This is a genomic window from Paenibacillus sp. Y5S-9 (assembly GCF_036894235.1).
Lineage (GTDB): Bacteria > Bacillota > Bacilli > Paenibacillales > Paenibacillaceae > Paenibacillus.
The window spans coordinates 2,468,051-2,487,190 of record NZ_CP145887.1 but is presented as its reverse complement, the minus strand read 5'-3'; the positions used below and the strand labels follow the sequence as shown (position 1 = coordinate 2,487,190).

Annotated in this window: 13 protein-coding genes; 1 reads left to right on the top strand and 12 read right to left on the bottom strand. The window is 45.6% G+C overall.

Going from position 1 to position 19,140, the window contains the following annotated elements:
- Positions 1-314 precede the first annotated feature (314 nt).
- A complete protein-coding gene (locus tag V6669_RS11075) occupies positions 315-1,355 on the bottom strand; it encodes a SepM family pheromone-processing serine protease (protein ID WP_338593785.1) in 1,041 nt (346 codons plus the stop codon).
- A gap of 314 nt (positions 1,356-1,669) precedes the next feature.
- Here V6669_RS11075 and V6669_RS11070 point away from each other — a divergent pair, with 314 nt between their 5' ends.
- A complete protein-coding gene (locus tag V6669_RS11070) occupies positions 1,670-3,007 on the top strand; it encodes a nucleoside recognition domain-containing protein (protein WP_338593784.1) in 1,338 nt (445 codons plus the stop codon).
- Here the strand turns inward: V6669_RS11070 and coaD are convergent.
- The 11 genes from coaD to V6669_RS11015 form a co-directional block, all read right to left on the bottom strand.
- The gene (gene coaD, locus V6669_RS11065) at positions 2,985-3,491 is read right to left on the bottom strand and encodes a pantetheine-phosphate adenylyltransferase (RefSeq protein WP_169479115.1); all 507 of its coding nucleotides are present in this window, start codon (positions 3,489-3,491) and stop codon (positions 2,985-2,987) included. The genes V6669_RS11070 and coaD overlap by 23 nt on opposite strands.
- 1 nt (position 3,492) lies before the next feature.
- Positions 3,493-4,101 carry a 16S rRNA (guanine(966)-N(2))-methyltransferase RsmD gene (gene rsmD, locus V6669_RS11060; RefSeq protein ID WP_036609474.1) on the bottom strand — a complete coding sequence of 203 codons (609 nt, stop codon included), beginning with the start codon at positions 4,099-4,101 and terminating at the stop codon, positions 3,493-3,495.
- 300 nt (positions 4,102-4,401) lie between these two features.
- Positions 4,402-4,836 (bottom strand): hypothetical protein, encoded by a 435-nt coding sequence (locus V6669_RS11055; protein ID WP_338593783.1) that lies wholly within the window; start codon positions 4,834-4,836, stop codon positions 4,402-4,404.
- Between the two features lie 454 nt (positions 4,837-5,290).
- Positions 5,291-5,596 carry a hypothetical protein gene (locus tag V6669_RS11050; RefSeq protein ID WP_127543817.1) on the bottom strand — a complete coding sequence of 102 codons (306 nt, stop codon included), beginning with the start codon at positions 5,594-5,596 and terminating at the stop codon, positions 5,291-5,293.
- 169 nt (positions 5,597-5,765) lie between these two features.
- Positions 5,766-8,813 (bottom strand): glycoside hydrolase family 2 TIM barrel-domain containing protein, encoded by a 3,048-nt coding sequence (locus V6669_RS11045; protein WP_338593781.1) that lies wholly within the window; start codon positions 8,811-8,813, stop codon positions 5,766-5,768.
- Positions 8,814-8,970: 157 nt separating this feature from the next.
- Positions 8,971-9,801 (bottom strand): carbohydrate ABC transporter permease, encoded by an 831-nt coding sequence (locus V6669_RS11040; protein WP_062833750.1) that lies wholly within the window; start codon positions 9,799-9,801, stop codon positions 8,971-8,973.
- A complete protein-coding gene (locus tag V6669_RS11035) occupies positions 9,794-10,684 on the bottom strand; it encodes a sugar ABC transporter permease (RefSeq protein ID WP_036610887.1) in 891 nt (296 codons plus the stop codon). Before V6669_RS11035 ends, V6669_RS11040 begins: the two co-directional genes overlap by 8 nt.
- A gap of 141 nt (positions 10,685-10,825) precedes the next feature.
- Positions 10,826-12,109 carry an extracellular solute-binding protein gene (locus tag V6669_RS11030; protein ID WP_338594901.1) on the bottom strand — a complete coding sequence of 428 codons (1,284 nt, stop codon included), beginning with the start codon at positions 12,107-12,109 and terminating at the stop codon, positions 10,826-10,828.
- 351 nt (positions 12,110-12,460) lie between these two features.
- Positions 12,461-14,230, bottom strand: a complete 1,770-nt coding sequence (locus V6669_RS11025; RefSeq protein ID WP_338593779.1) for a sensor histidine kinase — start codon at positions 14,228-14,230, stop codon at positions 12,461-12,463.
- Between the two features lie 18 nt (positions 14,231-14,248).
- Positions 14,249-15,796, bottom strand: coding sequence for a response regulator transcription factor (locus V6669_RS11020; RefSeq protein ID WP_338593778.1), 1,548 nt, complete (start codon positions 15,794-15,796; stop codon positions 14,249-14,251).
- A 271-nt stretch (positions 15,797-16,067) separates the two neighbouring features.
- Positions 16,068-19,118: a X2-like carbohydrate binding domain-containing protein gene (locus V6669_RS11015; RefSeq protein ID WP_338594899.1), complete on the bottom strand. Its 3,051-nt coding sequence runs from the start codon at positions 19,116-19,118 to the stop codon at positions 16,068-16,070.
- Between the last annotated feature and the right edge of the window lie 22 nt (positions 19,119-19,140).

The window sequence follows — 19,140 nt, the reverse complement described above, 5'->3', positions numbered from 1 at the left end:
ATGGAGCTTTTTATTCCATCATCAAACAGATCATTGATGTCCACTATTCGTTACTCAACTATACAATTAAAAAATCCCCTTGCTGCGCGCCGCTCAGGCACCTCGCAACAAGGGGATTTCCTTATTAACTTCTCTTGCTCTCTTAATTCTTTTAGTTATTTTAATCCCTTTGAGTCTTGTGGGCCTAGTGAGTCTGTTGATCTTCTCAAATCTCTTGATCACACTTCATTCCACTGTAATCAATTATTCCGATATCATCCGTACTTATCCATCCGTTTCAACGTTGGCTCGATCTCTTCCCGCCCGATTATAATCTATGATTTCACGGATAAGGTTTTCAGATAAGCCAGCGCATCATCCACCGTTCTCACAGGCACAAGTTTCATTTTGGTGCCGATCTGTTCAGCCTTGGCTGCTGCTTCCTTATAGTTATCCTTCGGCACAAAGAAGATCTCCGCTTCTTTCCGGTCAGCAGCTACAATCTTGTGCACTACACCACCAATGGCACCCACCACACCGTCCTTGGTAATGGTACCTGTACCCGCAATTCGATGACCTTTGGTCAGATCTCCAGGTGTTAACTGGTTATAGATCTCCAAAGTAAACATCAATCCGGCAGACGGACCACCAACCTGGGTATCGGTAAAGGAGATCTGTTTGTCCGGATCTTCAGCTTTCACCTTCTGAACCGCACCGATCATAACGCCGAGTCCCGGGCGAGTTTCACCCGTTTTACTGTCTTTTACCTGAATCAGCTTCACGTCCCGGCTAATGGTCTCTCCACCACGCTCCAGTTGCATTTCGACTGTATCTCCGACCTTTTTATCTTTTAACTGGGCAGAAAGCACCGTGTTATCCGGCGTAGCTGTTCCGTCCACTCCCAGAATGATATCTCCCGGAGCAATATCTCCTTCCGGTTTTGGATCTTCGGACAGTCCAAATACAAAGATATGTTCAGGTACAATAGAGTAAGTCACACCAGCCTGCTCATATGCAGCCTCCATTGCGGAGGATTGTGAGTCGCTCATGAACCACACCTGTTCGGCAGAGTATTCCGCTTCGCTTTTGCCACGCAATCGGTCTTCCTTTTTATCCACTTGAGCATTTTTATTGAACAGAGAGGTTCCTAGCAAAAACACATTGGCATATGTTGCCGACACGGTTGTCATCATGAACACACCGCGTTCTTCCTGGTCTCCACCCTTAACGGTTACCATTGGTTTTACTTCATCTGCACTGCCAGGCATATATATGATATACGGCGTTGGCATGTACACGGCAACATAGACGACCAGAGCCACCACGATCACAAAGATCGAAGCTCTGAATCCGCCAGATTTCCGAATCCGATTCATCGCATGAGCCTCCGTTCTTTGTATCTCTATATAAGCTGAACTCTACACTAATCAGCAATCGTAATTCCACCTTGTGAACACTTCCATTCGTCGGTTAAATTCACGCTCTTTGTCATGCAGATACTCAGCTCATCTTGTTTAATCATTTTTTTCAAGTCTAACACTCTGGTCCTTGTGCATACAATGGTACAGGCCGGATAGGCCGCTGTATACAATAGCCTGTCCGGTCAAGGCCGAACCGCCCTTTGGGCGTCATTCGGCCGTCCATAACGATTCAGATGCCAAATCGGCGTTATCTGATATGAGGTGAAACGATGACATTACAGAGCGAGGTTAGAGATTCCAGCCCGTTACGAACGATAATCCTAAGTACCGGCGCTTTAATGTTGGTCATTGCAGTAGTTGCTTCCCCCAAAGAAGCGTTTGATGCCTCTATTCAAGGTCTGGATATATGGTGGAAAATCATCTTCCCTGCCATGCTCCCGTTCCTCATGTTATCCCAAATGCTCACTGCGTTTGGATTCACCCACGCGATCGGCGCCTTGCTCGGACCGTTAATGCAACGCTGGTTTAGGCTTCCAGGCAACGCAGGTCTGGCGATTGCCGTTGGCATGTGCGGCGGATTCCCCGCAGGAGCAGATGCAGTATCCCGTTTATTTCAGGATAGACAAATTACCGCCAAGCAGGCGGTTGTCCTTGCGGCGGCATCTCATTTTGCCAATCCAATGATGATCATACTGGTCGTTGGTGCTGCTTTTCTCCACCAGCCAGCGGCCGGATATTTTCTACTCATGGTCCACTGGATCAGCGGCTGGATTGCTGCCATTCTTGCCACGCGTCTCCTGCCTGCACCGGGTAACCAGAAAGACAGGGTTGGCTCGACCGCCGTACAAGCAGATAAGAGCTCTCTTGATTCTCAGCCTGCAAGTCCTGCAAGTTCCACAAGTCGCTCATCTGCACCCCACCACGCAACGTTCAAACGACGCAGTGTATGGTCTGATATGATAATCGCAGCCAGAGAAGCCCATCGTCGTGATGGAAGAGGATTTGGCAAACTGCTCGGTGACACCGTATCCCAAGCTGTACAGACCTTGATGATGACTGGTGGATACATGATCGGTTTTGCCGTATTTATCCGGTTGGTCTCCCTATATCTGACTCCCGGGTCCTCTGCTGCACTGTGGCCAGCCTTCTTTGAGCTTCACCTGGGCACCTATCATTTGAGCCAGACCTCACTTACACCCGCGCTGCTCATGTCTCTACTTGCAGCCGTTCTGGGATGGGGTGGTTTATGCTCCCATCTGCAAGTCTCTGCTGTCCTGAAAACAACGGGTCCAAGCAGCAAATCGATGTTGTATTTTGCCGGAGTTCGTCTGGCTCATGGATTAATTGCCTTTTTCATCAGTCTGTTCCTATGGATGCCGTTCAGCCGTTATAGCACAGAAGTCTGGACCACATTACAGACGAATGCAGAGCAGGACCTCTCAACACCATTTGGTTGGCTACTCATACATAGTCCTGGTAACACATACACGATCAACACCGTTTGGAGCGTCTTCCCTGCTGCATGCATGGGTCTTGCGTTACTTCTTGCAGTCATGGTTAGTCTATCGGGTCTTACCTTCTGGTTTAACCGCCGGTTTTCTCGCTGATTTTCTGACGGAGCGCAACTTCCACTTCAGGTGAGACAAGATCTGTAACATCTCCATGATAATGAGCGATTTCTTTGACGATGCTGGAACTTAAATAGGAATACTTGGGATTTGTCATCATAAATATCGTTTCCGCATCCGGATTCAACTTGCTGTTGGTCGATGCCAATTGCAACTCGTATTCAAAATCAGTTACCGAGCGTATACCACGAACGATGACCTGAGCTTCCTTTTGCCGGACATAATTGGCTGTCAGATCGCGGAAACTGTCCACTTCGACATTCGGTAGATGGCGGGTTACTTCTGTAATGAGTTCTTTGCGTTCCTCCACCGTAAACAGCGGATTTTTGCTCATATTGTTCAACACAGCCACAATGACGCGATCAAATTGCTTCGACGCTCTAGCGATAATATCCAGATGCCCCATCGTTACGGGATCAAAACTTCCAGGATATACGGCGATCCGTTCCTGTCGGTGTATCATTTCAGTCATGAGGAGCCTCCTCTTCCGGTGTAATGGATTCTCCATCTTCAACTGCTTCTGGCGCATAATAATAGATGGATACTGCCGTCTCCCCATACAAAGCCTTGCGCGTTTGTTCAAACGGGCCGAATTGCTCAGGGTAATCATGTTTGGATTCATATTCAAGCACGATGGTTGCTTCGGGTTCCAGAAGTTCCAATTCGTGCATGGTCAGCATCAACTCGTGCCCGTTCTTCATGCGATATGGCGGGTCGAGAAATACCAGATCAAACGTTGTGCCTCGCTTGGCGAGTGCCTTCAATGCCCGACCTGCATCATTACGATATACGGCCGCCTGGTCTTCCAGCTTGGTTGCCTTCAGATTCATGCGGATGACTTCAATACTTTTTGATTCCAAATCAACAAAAACAGCCTTGTCCATGCCGCGGCTCAGCGCCTCAATACCGAGACCTCCACTGCCTGCAAACAGATCCAATGCTGTGCCGCCCTCAAAATAAGGACCAACCATGCTAAATAACGCTTCCTTCACCTTGTCGGTGGTTGGCCGCGTACCCGTGCCAGGAACAGCCTTCAGCGGCCTGCCTTTTGCACTCCCAGATACCACTCTCACTTGACGAGTCACCTTTTCTCTATGTAAGTTTATTGATACGACTATCGTACCACACTCGGGTTCAGTTTGAAAAATGTGCGGTCTTCATTTCCCTTGGAAAATTGTTGACGAATTGTTGACGCATATGTATAAAAAGGAAACAATCGGGCGATTCTATAATTATCGACATCACAAGTGTCGTAGACAACCGCGGAGAAGACTTACGTTTCCCCATAAGCTCTTCGTCCGGTTTCTCCTCTCCCATGAAAAGTAGGCCCTCGAAAGAGGGCCTACTTTTGTTGTTTATATCACTTTATTTTGTTAGTTATACTTTTCTTCAAATTCACTTATTTCGGCTTGCTCTTCGGTCTGCAACCATCCAATCTCCCTCAGCCACATGCCCATATCTGCGATAAACTCATTCACTTTTAGATGTTCAATCTTGTATTTCTGGATCTTTTCACTCAAAAACGCATAAAACTCATGGCTTAATGCATACCGTTGTTTGCTTTTGCTTAATGTCTTATACCGATCCTCATTGAACACCAGATCAAAATAGATGACATTTTCCTTCTTCACATGCCTAACGGTGGATCTTCTATCGTATTCTTCAGGGAGACACCTGAAAACAAAGAATAGTTCAATATTAACTATTTGATATTTGCTTTCTGCTTGATCAAAAACAGACTGCAACTCATCCGAAAGATTGGCAACTTGCGTTAAAGCTGAAGTGTCAGTTGATCGGCCCAAAATCATCACTAAACTCCTCCTTGTTCATTTTCAACATTCGTAATGAAACTAAAAAAGGCTGACTTGTGATGTAAACTCGTCAACCTTTCCTAATGTTTATCCTTCTTGTGTATTTCCCCAACTTAGCAAGCTATACTAGTTCATCTCTCTATGTTTCCGATTGGAAAGTCGCAGATTGATCAACGGAATGAGGAGTAAAACAACCGGCAAGAGAAGATTTATTGAACTTGTCTTAATCATCATGAAGGTAATAAACAGCAAGGCGAGCCAAGTCATAATCTCCATCATTTCATATTTGGTTAACGTCAGCTTGAACGCTTTTTTTGAAATGAAACGAATTAAGAAATAAGCGATCAAACTATAAAACAGGATCATTCCCAAGATAGCAACAAGGATTATGAGGTACATATCCACCATAAAAAATCTCACCCGACCCTTATATCATTTCCTTAATTTTGCTTTACTTCTCTTCAACAACAATCGTTGCATTATAGATCACAACACGTTTCCCATTGAGATCAAATAATACTTTATTGCCGTATTCCGTATCTTCCACGTCAATTTTGCCATCATAGGTCTGAATCAATTCACCATTATTGCTGTACACTTTAACAATCCTCTCCAGGCCACCCGAGTTATTGGATCTCATCGTTTTGAGTGCACGTTCACCTGAAGCGGTATTGAAATACCATATGAAACATCCAACAATGATACCCAAGAAGACCAACACCGTCACCCATATACCTGTCTTTGCTTTTTTACTCATCTTGAACCCCCCTCTTATGTTTCCTGTCTCGTACATTACGAGGTTGGAGAGAGAACGGTTTCATACAAAGCCTCTCAAGCTGTTCGTTGACATAACAAAACAGAGGCCTTCGATGAGCGAAGACCTCTGTTCTTTATAGGATACATTCTTTATTCTGTACGTCTTTTAATTACAGTGCACGAATGACAAATTCAAATGTTAGTTCGCCGTCCGAAGGGATCAGGTATTCCGGATGAACCGGAGCACCCCAGCTATCATCACCGCCAACACCCATTTGTTTACCTGCTACAGTCACGACAGTATAGTGCACAGGGGGCAATTCGTACGCATGTTGTGCGTTCTCCAGCTCAAATGCTGTATATGGTGAGACATTCAGCTCGACTGGAGTTCCGGATGCTTCAATTTTGAAGCCACGTCCCGCGTTGTCTGTCAATTTGGCCCAACGTACGCCCGTACGGTTGCCTGATTCCTGTGGTACCAGATATGGAGCCATGGTATCAGCTACCTTGCTGCCGTGGATACCGAGACGTGCGCCAAATGCGCGGTCTGCATAATTTTCTTCGGGTCCCATCGCCAGCCATTCCACGTTTTCGAAGTCAGGTGATGTTCTGAAGGACAATGCATGGATTGGCAGGTTTGGCAATCCGGCTGTACCTTTGTACGTATTATGCACACGTACGCTTCCATCTGCATGAACGGTATATACCACTTTCACTTGTACATCCTCCGAAATGTTGAGCTTGTACGTGAACTCGATCCGGTATTGATCCGGTTTCTGTTCCGCTTTCCACTCTACAGAACGTGGCATCAGGCTCGCTGCATACCAGGCACCCAGTTCGAAGCCCATCGCCATACCTTTGTCATTATCCGTCATTGCACGCCAGAAGAGCGGTGCAGGTGGTACAGCAATCGTCTCACGACCGGACAATTTCAGGGAAACCAGTGTCCCAAACTGTTTGGAGAACAGCGCATGTGTCTTGCCAGCACGAACACCGATGTTAACGTCACCTTCGATAACTTGTACATCACTTACAAGGTTCAGGTCCGTCTCGGCTGCATCATTTACCTGATCCTGTGTGAAAATAAACTGTCCAAATGCCACTTCTTCGCCTTTATCAGCCCACAATGTAGCTTCTTTTAACACAAATGCAGTGTTCACAGCGTACTCGCCGCCCGCCAGAGCTTCTGCACCCAGCGGAAGTTTCACTACCGTCTCGCTTTGCGCATCCACGTTCACTTCCAATGTTCCACGCAGCACTTCATGTCCCTCGCGCTCCAGGCTGTATACCAGTTCCAGCGCAGACGTATCTGCGAACAGGTTACCATTCACGATTTTGACGCCTTCACGATCCGGGAACAGCTTGATGTTCTGATACAGGAACTTGACCTCCTGCATTTTTGCAGTTACTTTACGGTCAGCATGGACAATACCGTTGCCACAGAACGAATAGTCTGATGGACGATCACCGAAATCTCCGCCATAAGCGAGGAACTCTTTGCCGTAACGATCTTTTTTATAAATGGATTGGTCGATGTAATCCCAGATGAAACCACCTTGATACATCGGATATTTGTCTTCCAACTCCGTATACTTGTGCATACCGCCAATAGAGTTACCCATGGCATGCATGTACTCACAGCTGATATAAGGTTTCGTCGGGTTTGCATTCAGGAATTCCTCAATGTCCGCCGGTTTGGCATACATGCGAGTCTCCATATCACTTGTTTCATCGAAACGGCGATCATGGAATACACCTTCGTAATGTACCAGACGTGTTGGATCAGCTGATTTGAAGTATTGGGATACTTTGTAGATGACTTCACCACCATGTGATTCATTACCACAAGACCAGATCAGAATGGACGGATGGTTTTTGTCACGCTCCACCATGGATACAGCGCGGTCCATAACGATATCATGCCATTCCGGTTTGTCACCCGGAATAACCCATGAAGGCTCAACGGCACCAAGTTTCTGCCAAGATCCGTGTGTCTCCAGGTTCATCTCATCAATAACATACAATCCATATTCATCACACAGCTCATACCACAGACTTTGGTTTGGATAGTGTGACGTACGTACAGCATTCATATTATTCTGTTTGATCGTACGAACATCCCACAGCATATCTTCCTTCGTAACTGCACGTCCACGACGCGGGTTGAACTCATGGCGATTCACACCTTTGAATACGATACGTTTACCGTTGATGTGCATCACTTTATCGATCATTTCAAAAGTACGGAAACCAACGGCTTGAGGAACAACCTCAACCAGTGTACCCGCAGCATCATATACACGAATATATAGACGGTACAAGTATGGAATCTCTGCGCTCCACAGATTCACTGTACCAATATCTTCACGAAGACTTACTTGTCCATCGTTAACCTTGGATTCAAACGTTTTAACGGTATTACCTTCACGATCACGAAGTTCAGCCTCTACACGTGCTCCAGCAACCGCTTTTCCTTCCAGTTTCAAATCTAGTTGAAGTGTACCGTTCGTATAGGACTTGTCCAGATCTGTGCGCACATGAACATCACGAACGTGTGCAGTTGGGACCGTATACAGATACACATCTCTGAAAATACCAGAGAAACGCCAGAAATCCTGGTCTTCCAGCCAGCTGCCTGTGCTGCGTTGATACACCTCAACAGCGAGTTTGTTTTCTCCATCCTGAAGGAATGGCGTCAGGTCAAAATCAGATGGCGTAAAGCTGTCTTCCCCGTATCCTACGAATTGTCCATTAAGCCATACATAGAATGCAGACTCTACACCTTGGAAAGAAATATATACCGGATTCGACTCCCAACCTGTCGGCAGGTGGAATGTGCGAATGTAACTTCCAACCGGATTTTTATCCTGCGGCAATGCCGGCGGACGAATTTCGTTGAGGCCATCCCAAGGATATTGTGTATTTACATATTGAATCTGTCCGTATCCTTGTAGTTGGATATGCCCCGGAACTTCAATATCATCCCAGCCTTCACTGGAAAAATCGGATGTATAGAAAAACTCAGAACGGCTGTCCGGACGAATTGCATAGTTGAATTTCCACGTACCATTCAGATCATAACGCATGGACATCGCGCCTGAACCTACAGCCTCGTCCATTGTTTGGTAATAACGGTGATCGGAATAGGCATGAAGACGGTTCACCTCAAATACACTTACGTCCCCCAACCAGTTGATATCTGCCTTTGTTGCTTTCATCGGCTCTCTCTCCCTTTAAAACGTTATAGTTTGACTTATTCAAGGTTTACTCTGGGTTTCCTTTTGCTTTACATAAACAAAAAAGACAGAGGTACGCCATAACAGCGCCCTCTCTTCTTTCCTGCACCCGTCATTTACACGGATTATGCTGTTTTCATTACTTCACGGAACCTACCATACCTGCAACAAAATGTTTCTGCATGATGAAGAAAACGATTGCTGTAGGCAGTGTTGCAATCACGATTGCTGTCATGATTACTCCGTAATCCGGAGAATAACCAGCACCCAAATTTGAGATCAACAGTGGAATCGTTTGTTGGTCAGGTGTTTGCAATACAATGAGTGGCCACAGATAGTTGTTCCAGCTACTCATGAATGTAATGATTGCTGCCGCTGCATATGTTGTTTTCATGGTTGGCATATAGATCTTCAAGAAGATGCCGAGTTCACTCAAACCATCAATACGTCCAGCTTCCAGCAAGTCTTTCGGGAACATTTTGGTGTTCTGACGGAAGAAAAAGATCAGGAACGCTGTTGCGATGGTTGGCAGGATCACTGCTGCCATCGTGTTGATTCCGATAACCGGTGCAACTCCCGAGATTGTTGCGAACATACGATACAATGGTACCATAATCGCTGCAAACGGGATCATCATGGACAACAACAGGATATTAAACACGACATCACGGGACTTCGTGCGATATACCTCGAAGCCATAACCTGCCATGGAACCAATAAACAGTGCCAAGACAGTGGAGATTACAGAGATAATCGCCGAGTTTCCGAGAGCCTGTACCAGATTTGTCGAATCAATCAGTTTGTTGAAGTTATCAATGAAAGCTGAACCCGGCAGCAGTCTACCCTTGGTGACATCGACTGATGCATTTGTTGAACTGACCAGCATCCAGAAGAAAGGGAAAATGGATACAAAGGCGACGATGGATAGGAACACATACGTGAAAATCCGTTTTGCTTTAGCTTTAGCCATTTTTATTATCACCTGCCACTTTAAACTGGATGATGGACAATACAATAATCAAGATTACGATGGAATACGATACTGTTGCTGCATAACCGAAGTCCGGTGAATATTTGAACGAAAGGTTGTAGATGTATTGTGAAATCGACATGGTCGCATTACCTGGACCACCTTTGGTAATATTCATGATCTCATCGAAGATTTGCAATGTACCAATCGTTGATGTGATTGACGTAAAGAGGATAATCGGTTTGAGCAAAGGTACTGTGATTTTGAAGAATTGTGTAAAAGCATTCGCTCCGTCAATTCTTGCAGCTTCATAGATCGATTGATCGATGTTTTGCAGGGATGACAGATAGAAAATCATGTTATATCCGGTCCAACGCCAAGTAACGGCGATTATGATCGTAATTTTAGCCCAGAACGGGTCTGTGATCCATTGAATTGGATCGCCAATAATGTGCAAGCCCATAAGGAATTGATTCACCATTCCATCTGGTGCGAACAAATATTTGAATACAACAGAGTACGCTACCAATGAAGTTACACAAGGCAAGAAAATCGCTGTACGGAAGAAGCTCCGGAAGCGTAGTGTGCTGTCATTCAGCAATACGGAAATAAACAAACCGAGAATAATCATTACAGGCACTTGAATGATCAAGTAGATAAATGTATTCGATAATGCTGTACGGAACGTTGTATCAACTAACAATCTTTTGTAGTTAGAAAGGCCCGAAAATTCAAGATTGGCTCCTACACCAGACTTGAACGATAAGAGCAGCGCTTGGATCATCGGGTAGAAGTAAAATGCAACAATCCCGACAACAGCCAGCAAAACAAAAGCCCATCCAGTCAAATTATTTTTCTTTTGGAGACTGTCTCCTGTATTCATGGCTTTCACAGTATGGCTCCTCTCTCTCCATGGAACATGGGTAGAACCCACGGAGCCTCTCGCCATATCCGGTTCGACTTGCGCCGGACATGGGAGACGGCTCCGATGTTTCCTAGGGTTCTATAAGTTACCTTGGGTATCTTAGTTTAATTGTGCTTCAGCTTGTTTTTGTGCATCAGCCAGAACGTCATCGATTGATTTACCGTTCAGGAATGCTTGCATTTCTACTACCAGAATATCTTCAATGGCATATGTGTTGATACCATAGTTTACGCTTGGAATTTCTTTCGTCCAATTCGCAAAGTCTGTGAAGATTTTTTGTCCGCCGAAGTACTCGTCTGCTTTGGCATACGCATCACCATCAACTGCTGGTTTGTACGTACCAATTGCGCCGATGTTGTTCAACAGATCTTGATACAATTGTTTGTCAGAACCAAATGTTTTTGCTACAAAATCAGCTGCTTGATCTGCACCAGGAACGTTGTTCATAACATACCAAGAGCTACCACCCAAGTTGGATGCGTGAACAGAGTTTGGTTGACCAGCCATTTTCGGCATTGGAGCTATAGCCCATTTACCGGATTGGGAAGCTTCTTGACGTACAGATGGTGAGAACCAGTTACCTGTAGGAATTGTTGCTACGCTACCGTTATTGGCGTTGGCAACGAATTGACTCCAGTCAGAGTGCAATTTAACAATGTTGGCATCCATCATTGCTTTGTAAGTAATAAACGCTTCTTTCAGAGCAGCATTATTAGCAATGTCAGGTGTTTTACCATCTTCTGCGGAATACCATTTACCTGCAGTTTGGATCATCATACGAATCAAACCAAGGTCATTCGGGTCAAGAGAAAGAAGCTCTTTACCTGTTTTAGCTTTTACGTCTTTACCAATTTGGATGTAGTCATCCCAAGTGATGTCTTGCAGGTCAGCTGCTTTGTAGCCAGCTTGCTCCAGCAGATCTGTTCTGTAGTACAAACCAGCAACGCCGGAGTCAAATGGTACTCCATATTGTTTGCCATCAAACGCTGTTGGTCCGAGTTTGTAATCTGCAAAATCGGAAGCCGTGATACTGGAAGACAGATCTTTGAACGCATCAGGATATGCATTCAGGAAGCTTTGTGAACGATAGTCTTCAATCAGAACTACGTTTGGAAGACCGCTGGCAGTTCCGGAGTTAAGACCTGTGTTCAGTTTCTGAATGATATCAGCTTGAGCATATTCAATGATGTTAATTTTCACATCAGGATTTGCTTTTTGATATGCTTCTTTTGCTGTTTCCATTGCAGCTACGTTAAAAGCTTTGTCCCAAGCCCAGACCGTAATTTCGTTTGTTTTTTCGTCACCACCACTAGCGGAATTACCTCCGCCACCGGATGAACATGCGGACAACAGCAGTACTGTAACGAGCATCAATACCCACATTTTTTTCAAAATATTCAACTCCCCTTCGACCTCTTTGTGTGTAATTTGTTTGCGTTTTCTGAAAGCGGTTGCTTTCGATGTATTCATCTTATCATTCCCATATCTCCATTCGTTAGTAATAATTTTGTACGGATTTGTCATCTTATTGCCACAATGAAAACCTTTACAGAAACCGTTTGCATTAAATTTGGTTTTTTGTAATTTCTTTTGATTTTGTAATTTCTTGATCTTGAAATAGTACAAAATGATTTCACCCACTTTACCTCTGACACGTGAAAATCCCCCGCCTCTGTAGAAAACAGAAGCGAGGGATCTCGATTTTAAGTGTATTCAATCGAATCGGGTTTCGATTCAACTCGTGATTAAAGGCAATGTAACCGTTACTCTCGTCCCTTCACCGACATTGCTCATAATCGTGACACCGTAAGGTGAACCATATAATAACTCAATACGGTCATGTACATTGCGAATACCGATACCACTGAATAGTTGACGATTGTTTTTTGGATTGGGCAATGTTTCTCCCATGACAAGCCCTTCAATTCCATCACCATTGTCCATAATCTCACAGATGAGTGATTCTCCCGCTCTGGAAACCATGACATGAATCGTACCCGTTTCTTTTTTGATAAATCCATGGAAAAACGCATTCTCGATAAACGGCTGGATCACCAGTTTGGGTACATGATAGTGTGTACAATCCGGAGCAACGTAGAAAGCAGCTTTAATCCGGCCACCATATCTGACGTGATTAATGAAGACATAATTTTTCAGGTTCTCGACTTCTTGCTCCACTGTAACCGTCTGACTCACATCACTGATCGTATTTTGCAGCAATCCAATTAATGCGTTAATGGTCTCCGCAGCCCTGTCTTTGTTGCCTTGTTGCACCAGAACTTTGACAGATGCAAGTGTATTGTACAAGAAGTGAGGATTAATCTGACTCTGTAATGCCGCAAGCTCTGCGTTACGTTGTTCATGCTGTGTCTGTACTAACTGATCCACATAATCATGCAGTTCATCAAGCATGTAATTGTAAGCATGGCCAAGCTGCCTGCTCTCGTAGCTCCCACTCACCGGAATGTAGTTGTCCAGATCACTTTTTGTAATGTTGGACATCTGCCTCACAAGTCTGCGCAGTGACTTGGTAATCTGGCTGGTGATGAGAAACACGAGGATGAGTGCCCCCACAACGATAGCTGCACAGATCAGGACAACCGTCTTCATGTCGATAAGTTGACCCATCGCCAGATCCTTATCCACTACATTGACAATATAAAACCGATAGAACGGTAGATACTCGGATAACACAACGCTATCCTGATCCATCACACGAGCATTAATACTTCTCGGAGAGTTGTTGTTCATTTCTCGGGCATACGATAGCAAATCCAGCTGAGTTGTTCCGATCCAGTCTTCACGATTCGATGATACAATCTCACCTTTTTCATTCATAATGACCACATCATTGCCACGACTTGTAAAGCTGCTGTAAAATTGCCGGAATAGGTCTTCTCTCATCGTGACATAGAGCGTACCGTATATCCGGCTGCGTGTTCGGTCCGTCAACGCCTTCGTCGCAGAGATCATCTGCTGACTCCCGAGCGTCGCCTCGTTTTGGTAAACATCAAAGATAAGACGACTCGGCGTCTCAGCTGCTTCCATCGTAATTGGCTCCTGCTTCAATTCATCCACGGACAACTGAAGGTGAGCACGATTCGTGGAATAGCTCCGTCCATTAATCCCGATAATTGTTATCCCTACTTCGTAGGATTCTGTGATGGATTGAATTCGATCCATCGTTTCCCTCATATTATAGAAGGATTTGGCCATCGTGAGGGAATCGGCATCTCCTTCGGACAGGAATCCTCGGATCGATCCACTCTGCGTCACATTATTCGATACGGCAGCAATGGCCTCATTAAAGGATTCAAAATTTGTTTTGATCTGATTAAGCACCTTGGAGTTTGTGATACTGAACGTCTCAGTAAACAGATTGGTTGACATGTGAATGGTCGTCCATAAAATGAGTACAGCAACGAGGACAATACTGACCACCATAACCAGAAACAACTTGGGAAACAATCCGAGACGAGATAATTGGTTCATCCATTTCTTCATGATCTTATCCTTCTGACTTTATGCCCAGAATTTGCGCCGGTATCGGCTTGGTGATAATCCGGTGAATTTTTTGAACACTTTGCAAAAGTAACTATGATCGGAATAGCCTACCATACTGCTAATCTCAGAGATCGTTACATCATCGGATCGGAGCAGTTCCTCGGCTTTTTCAATCCGAATTTTATTCAAGTATTCATTAAATCCTTCTTTTTTGTGCGATGAGAAATAACTGGATAAATACGATGGATTAAAATGAAAATGCTTGGCTACTTCAGCAAGCCCGAGCGGCTGATCAAAGTGCTCATGCATGTAATCCAGCAGCATCTTCATGTTGGGATCACTTCGTTTTCCACCCGCACCAACGGTGCACTCCTGAACTTCGGTCATGAATTGGTCAAGCACAGTCATAACTTCGTCCAGACTCGAAGCCCCGTCCACATTTTTAAAATACGTATATTTGCTCTCTTCCAGCCCGGCAGATTGGACATCCATATCCGCGAGGGTAATGGTCACGTTAAAGATCAAGTTACCGAGAAATGATTTGATCTCAAACACATCGGCAATATAATCCCGTCCAAGTGTTGCCGCATGATCCTGTAAATAGTCCCTTGCCGCTTCGACCCTGTTACGCTTCACATGCTGCAAAAACATATTCACATTAAACTGGTAACCTGCGGGATGCATTGGAGGCAGTTCGCCATACACCAGGATTGGTCGATCCTTATAATAGAAGCGATATTCAATCAGCTTAACCAGGCGTTCCCGGTAAACAACACCCATCTGTTCAAATGAAGTAAAGCTTTCACTAAGCACCCAACCAGGACTGCCTTCTCCTGCTGCATTTTCACTGGCCAACTGTCTGATCCGTTCAAGCATCCATTGATCTCTCGCAGGATCGACATTAAGAAGCATCACAGGTAATGTACCCTCTGCGGGAACCATTGCACATTCTACTTCAGGCAGATCACTGCGGAGCTTGGATTCAATCTGTTCCTGATCCATCTTCAGTGGATTCCCTCCAGCACCCACGGGTTTATACACCAGCAAGCGAAAGGATTCATACGGAAAGGTATCTCGAATCATCGGCATTTCGCTATCTTCATCCAGTGTAAATCCGGACAGCATCTTCTCCATCAGTTGCCCAAGCCTCCAGCCATCGTGCGAAGGTTCGAACTGTAGCTCGGGAATTTTACCCGCTGTGCGTTGAAGGACTTGCAATAATTCATTCGTATCCAGCTTGGGTTTCAGTATATAATCGGCTGCCCCGTGCTGAAGCGTTGAACGTACATACTCGAATTCACTGAAGCTGCTAAGTACAATAACTTCAATCTGCGGATTACTGGCTTTTAGTGTACGGACAAACGTTTCGCCATCCATGACAGGCATGACAATGTCGGTAATCACAATATCCGGTTTTAACAGATTCACTTGCTGTAATCCTTCTTCACCGTTGGAAGCTTCTCCCACAATGATAAATCCTTCCGCTTCCCAGTTCATATGGTGCTTTATGCCCTGCCTTACCAGAAACTCATCGTCAACAATCAGCACCTTGCACAACCGGTTCATGATCGCGACCCCCTTGTCTAATCTTTCCTCTATATCTGTACAGGCTATACCAACTATTATATATCGGTTATAAACACTTTCCAGTGTTAGCGGTTACATTAATTTAAAATTGATTGTACATCTTTTTATATCCTAAAACGATCCTTTAAGCAATGGTAACTATCTATATTTTACACTATATTTCGACAAAATAAGAAGCCCCGACTCGCCATTCGATCATTTGGCGAATCAGGACCCCTATTTCAATCCTTTATTTCGTTAAATCACTCACTTATGGTTCAATTCCCCATTGGAGACTTCCCGCGACATAACCGGTAACTTTGGTCCAGTCCGCATAGGAAGTCTGACTACCTGCAAAAGAATAATCATCCGTTTGCGTATAGTTGGTCCAATTGTTCTTGGAGATGCGAGTGTGGATTTCCGTGCTTTGTCCCGCATTCAGAGTTCCAGCGGAAGCTGAGAATCCAATCTCAAGCACGTGGTCAGCACCAGTCCGAACTGGATTGAGCGCACTGAACGTGCCTGTTACATTCGAACTGCCAGCTGTTGCCCAGTCAGCGAAGAAGTTCTGAGGCTGTTCACCGTTTATCGTGTAGTAGTATCTGATCTTTACATCAGACAGATTCAAGGCTGTAGTACCTGTGTTTGTCAGTTTGAATTTGGGACTAATCGAGCTGCCCGTCGCTGAAGTGTTGCTGTTAAACATCTCAATGCGTATGGTTCCAACAGGTGCAGCTGTCGTGTCTTTAATGAGCAGATTCAAGGTCGCAGGAGCGCCTGCGCTGAATTGAAAGGTTAGCGTCGCTGTGCCATTTGGCAGTGAAGCCAGGTAGTTTTTACTTAATACAACCTCATTGCCTGTCAACGTGTAATCTGTACCTGAATCCAGCGTTGCATTCCCGTTGCGAATGGATGTAAGTGTATTGCCGTTAAGTGTTAACGTGACTGGAATATTCACCTGATTGCCTGCTTTGCGATCAAATTCGGCTGTAACCGGTGTAATCGCAGAGTTGGTCACTGGAGTACCCCCGCCGTCTCCTCCGCCATTGTTACCTCCAACACGGTCAGCATACAAAATTCCCCGGCCATTGGTTCCGAGATATACTCTTCCATACAAACGAGGATCACCCGTAATTGTAGTTACACGAGCATACTGATGCTGATCATCGTTGATACGAACCCAATTGGCACCACCGTCATCGGAGCGAAAGAATCCACGTGTTCCATCGATCTGTGCAACCGTGTATAACGCCACAACGCTCTGACCAGGAGCCGCTTTACCAAATCCGATACTGTCTGCTTCCTCTACATTGGCAAGCTTTGTGAATGTCGCTCCTGAATCCGTGGAATGCCATAATCCGTAAGGACCTTCGTCCTCACTACCACCAGCAAACCAGAGTTCCCCTTCAACACCTGGAACGGCATCCAGATCAGAATTTCCTTCCATCGGAAGTCCGGTCGCAGGTGATGCCGTGAAGGAAGCACCACCATTCACACTCACATAGATTTTACCCGCTGCAAATCCATAGAATTTGTTTGGATTGACACGATCCGAAATCACTTTTGCCTGTGCAGGTATGCCCGTACTTGCCGTCCATGAATTGCCGCCAGTCGAATAATGTACACCTTTATCTGATGTGCTCCATACGAGTCGGTTACCATTCGCAGAGATGGCTACGGTACCCCCTCCAGTTGTGCCAGCAGGTTCTGCATTGGCCTTATACCACGTAGTGCCTCCGTCACTGGACAAACCAATGGATTTTGCATTTGGATCAGCAGCATAATCTGCTTTACCTACGCGAACCATCGTATTTGGACTCAACTCTGCAAAATCCAGACTTTCTGTGGAAGAATAGTTCGGGCTCGTAAATATGGTCGCTGGCGCCTGATCCAGATTGTTATGACGGAATCCCGAGACATCTCCCACTCCGCTTATCAAATGTGCACCACTTGGCGGGCTGATCAGATCCAGTACGGCAATCTCCTCAACCCCTTTTGCCATCACTGAAATATTGATTTTCTTATCATCATCCCAGTCTGTCAGGTTCTTCGTTCCATAGATCGTAGCACCCGTTCCATACATCATGCGATCGGAATCAAACGGATCAATCTCCAGATCACCGATCATCCAGCCCAGTTTTGGGGTTGTTTCGGGTGGGGCAGGATTGGTGCCAAATGTGAGCCATGGCGCTGCCGAAATATCCTGTGTATAACGTAACTTGCGGTTCGGATATCCTTCAAATTCCCATATGCGTGTCCACGTCGCTCCGCCATCTGTACTGCGGAACAAGGTGGCATCCGGCCACCAGGAATTCAATGTCGCAACCATCAATGTACCGGGATTCTGTGCATCAACAGCCAATCCGCCATATCCAAAATAATTATCCGTGCTGCTGCTTGGAACAGGGCTGATGTTGGTCCAGACACCTGTCGACGTATTCAGTTTCCACACATCACCTTTTTCCCCATCATAGGGTCCAACACCATCGCTGTACGTAATATAGAGGCTTCCGTCTGAATCGAGCACACCATGATGCGGGATATAACCTGTAGGTTGACCAGCAACAGCTGACCAAGTCAGGCCACCATTTGTGCTGCGATATACACTTTGATCTTTATCCGCAACACCCACATAGATTGTCTGGGTTGCCTGCCCTGCCGAACCTGTTGTTTTGTCAAACGTAACCCATGCCAGACCTACGATGTCACTGGTATACTCATTCGAAGGATCTTGCACATAATTTCCCGGGTTCGGGAAACTTGTGACTTCGTTCCAGGTCACACCGTAATCGGTACTTTTCCATAACCCATGACCACTTCGTGCACCGAAATACAGAATACTGTTATCATTCGGGTCCACGGTCAGGCGTTCTCCCATTGAACGTCCCGGCATGTTGCCGCCCACTTTGAACGGAAGTGTTGTGGTCTGCCATGTATCTCCCCGGTCCGTAGAGCGCAAGATGGAACCATTATTTTGGTCCCACGAATTCGTATACGTCCCAACGGCCATATACACCCGATCGGGATCAACCGGGTCCGTAGCCAGTGCGTCCACACCATTCTTGTTCCAGTCATCCCAGCCGACAAAATCCGTTAGAGGTATCCAACTCTCGTTGGCCGCATTCCAGCGATAGGCTCCCCCGATATCCGTACGGGCATAGATCAGATCCTTTTCCGACTCGTTGAAAATAATGCCCGGCACAAATCCGCCACCTGCACCAGTCACTACATTTTTCCACTCATAGGCTTCACTTGGTGCCGCCGCTGTCGTTCCAGCAAGTCCTCCCAGCGAAGCGGTTACTACGGCAACCGTCAGGCTCATCATTCGCAATTTCCCCATAAAC

Coding starts and splice junctions, on each gene's coding strand:
- V6669_RS11075 (WP_338593785.1), bottom strand. CDS start 1,355: ATGAATCGGATTCGGAAATCTGGCGGATTCAGAGCTTCGATCTTTGTG.
- V6669_RS11070 (WP_338593784.1), top strand. CDS start 1,670: ATGACATTACAGAGCGAGGTTAGAGATTCCAGCCCGTTACGAACGATA.
- coaD (WP_169479115.1), bottom strand. CDS start 3,491: ATGATACACCGACAGGAACGGATCGCCGTATATCCTGGAAGTTTTGAT.
- V6669_RS11055 (WP_338593783.1), bottom strand. CDS start 4,836: ATGATTTTGGGCCGATCAACTGACACTTCAGCTTTAACGCAAGTTGCC.
- V6669_RS11050 (WP_127543817.1), bottom strand. CDS start 5,596: ATGAGTAAAAAAGCAAAGACAGGTATATGGGTGACGGTGTTGGTCTTC.
- V6669_RS11045 (WP_338593781.1), bottom strand. CDS start 8,813: ATGAAAGCAACAAAGGCAGATATCAACTGGTTGGGGGACGTAAGTGTA.
- V6669_RS11040 (WP_062833750.1), bottom strand. CDS start 9,801: ATGGCTAAAGCTAAAGCAAAACGGATTTTCACGTATGTGTTCCTATCC.
- V6669_RS11035 (WP_036610887.1), bottom strand. CDS start 10,684: ATGAATACAGGAGACAGTCTCCAAAAGAAAAATAATTTGACTGGATGG.
- V6669_RS11030 (WP_338594901.1), bottom strand. CDS start 12,109: ATGTGGGTATTGATGCTCGTTACAGTACTGCTGTTGTCCGCATGTTCA.
- V6669_RS11025 (WP_338593779.1), bottom strand. CDS start 14,230: ATGAAGAAATGGATGAACCAATTATCTCGTCTCGGATTGTTTCCCAAG.
- V6669_RS11020 (WP_338593778.1), bottom strand. CDS start 15,796: ATGAACCGGTTGTGCAAGGTGCTGATTGTTGACGATGAGTTTCTGGTA.
- V6669_RS11015 (WP_338594899.1), bottom strand. CDS start 19,118: ATGAGCCTGACGGTTGCCGTAGTAACCGCTTCGCTGGGAGGACTTGCT.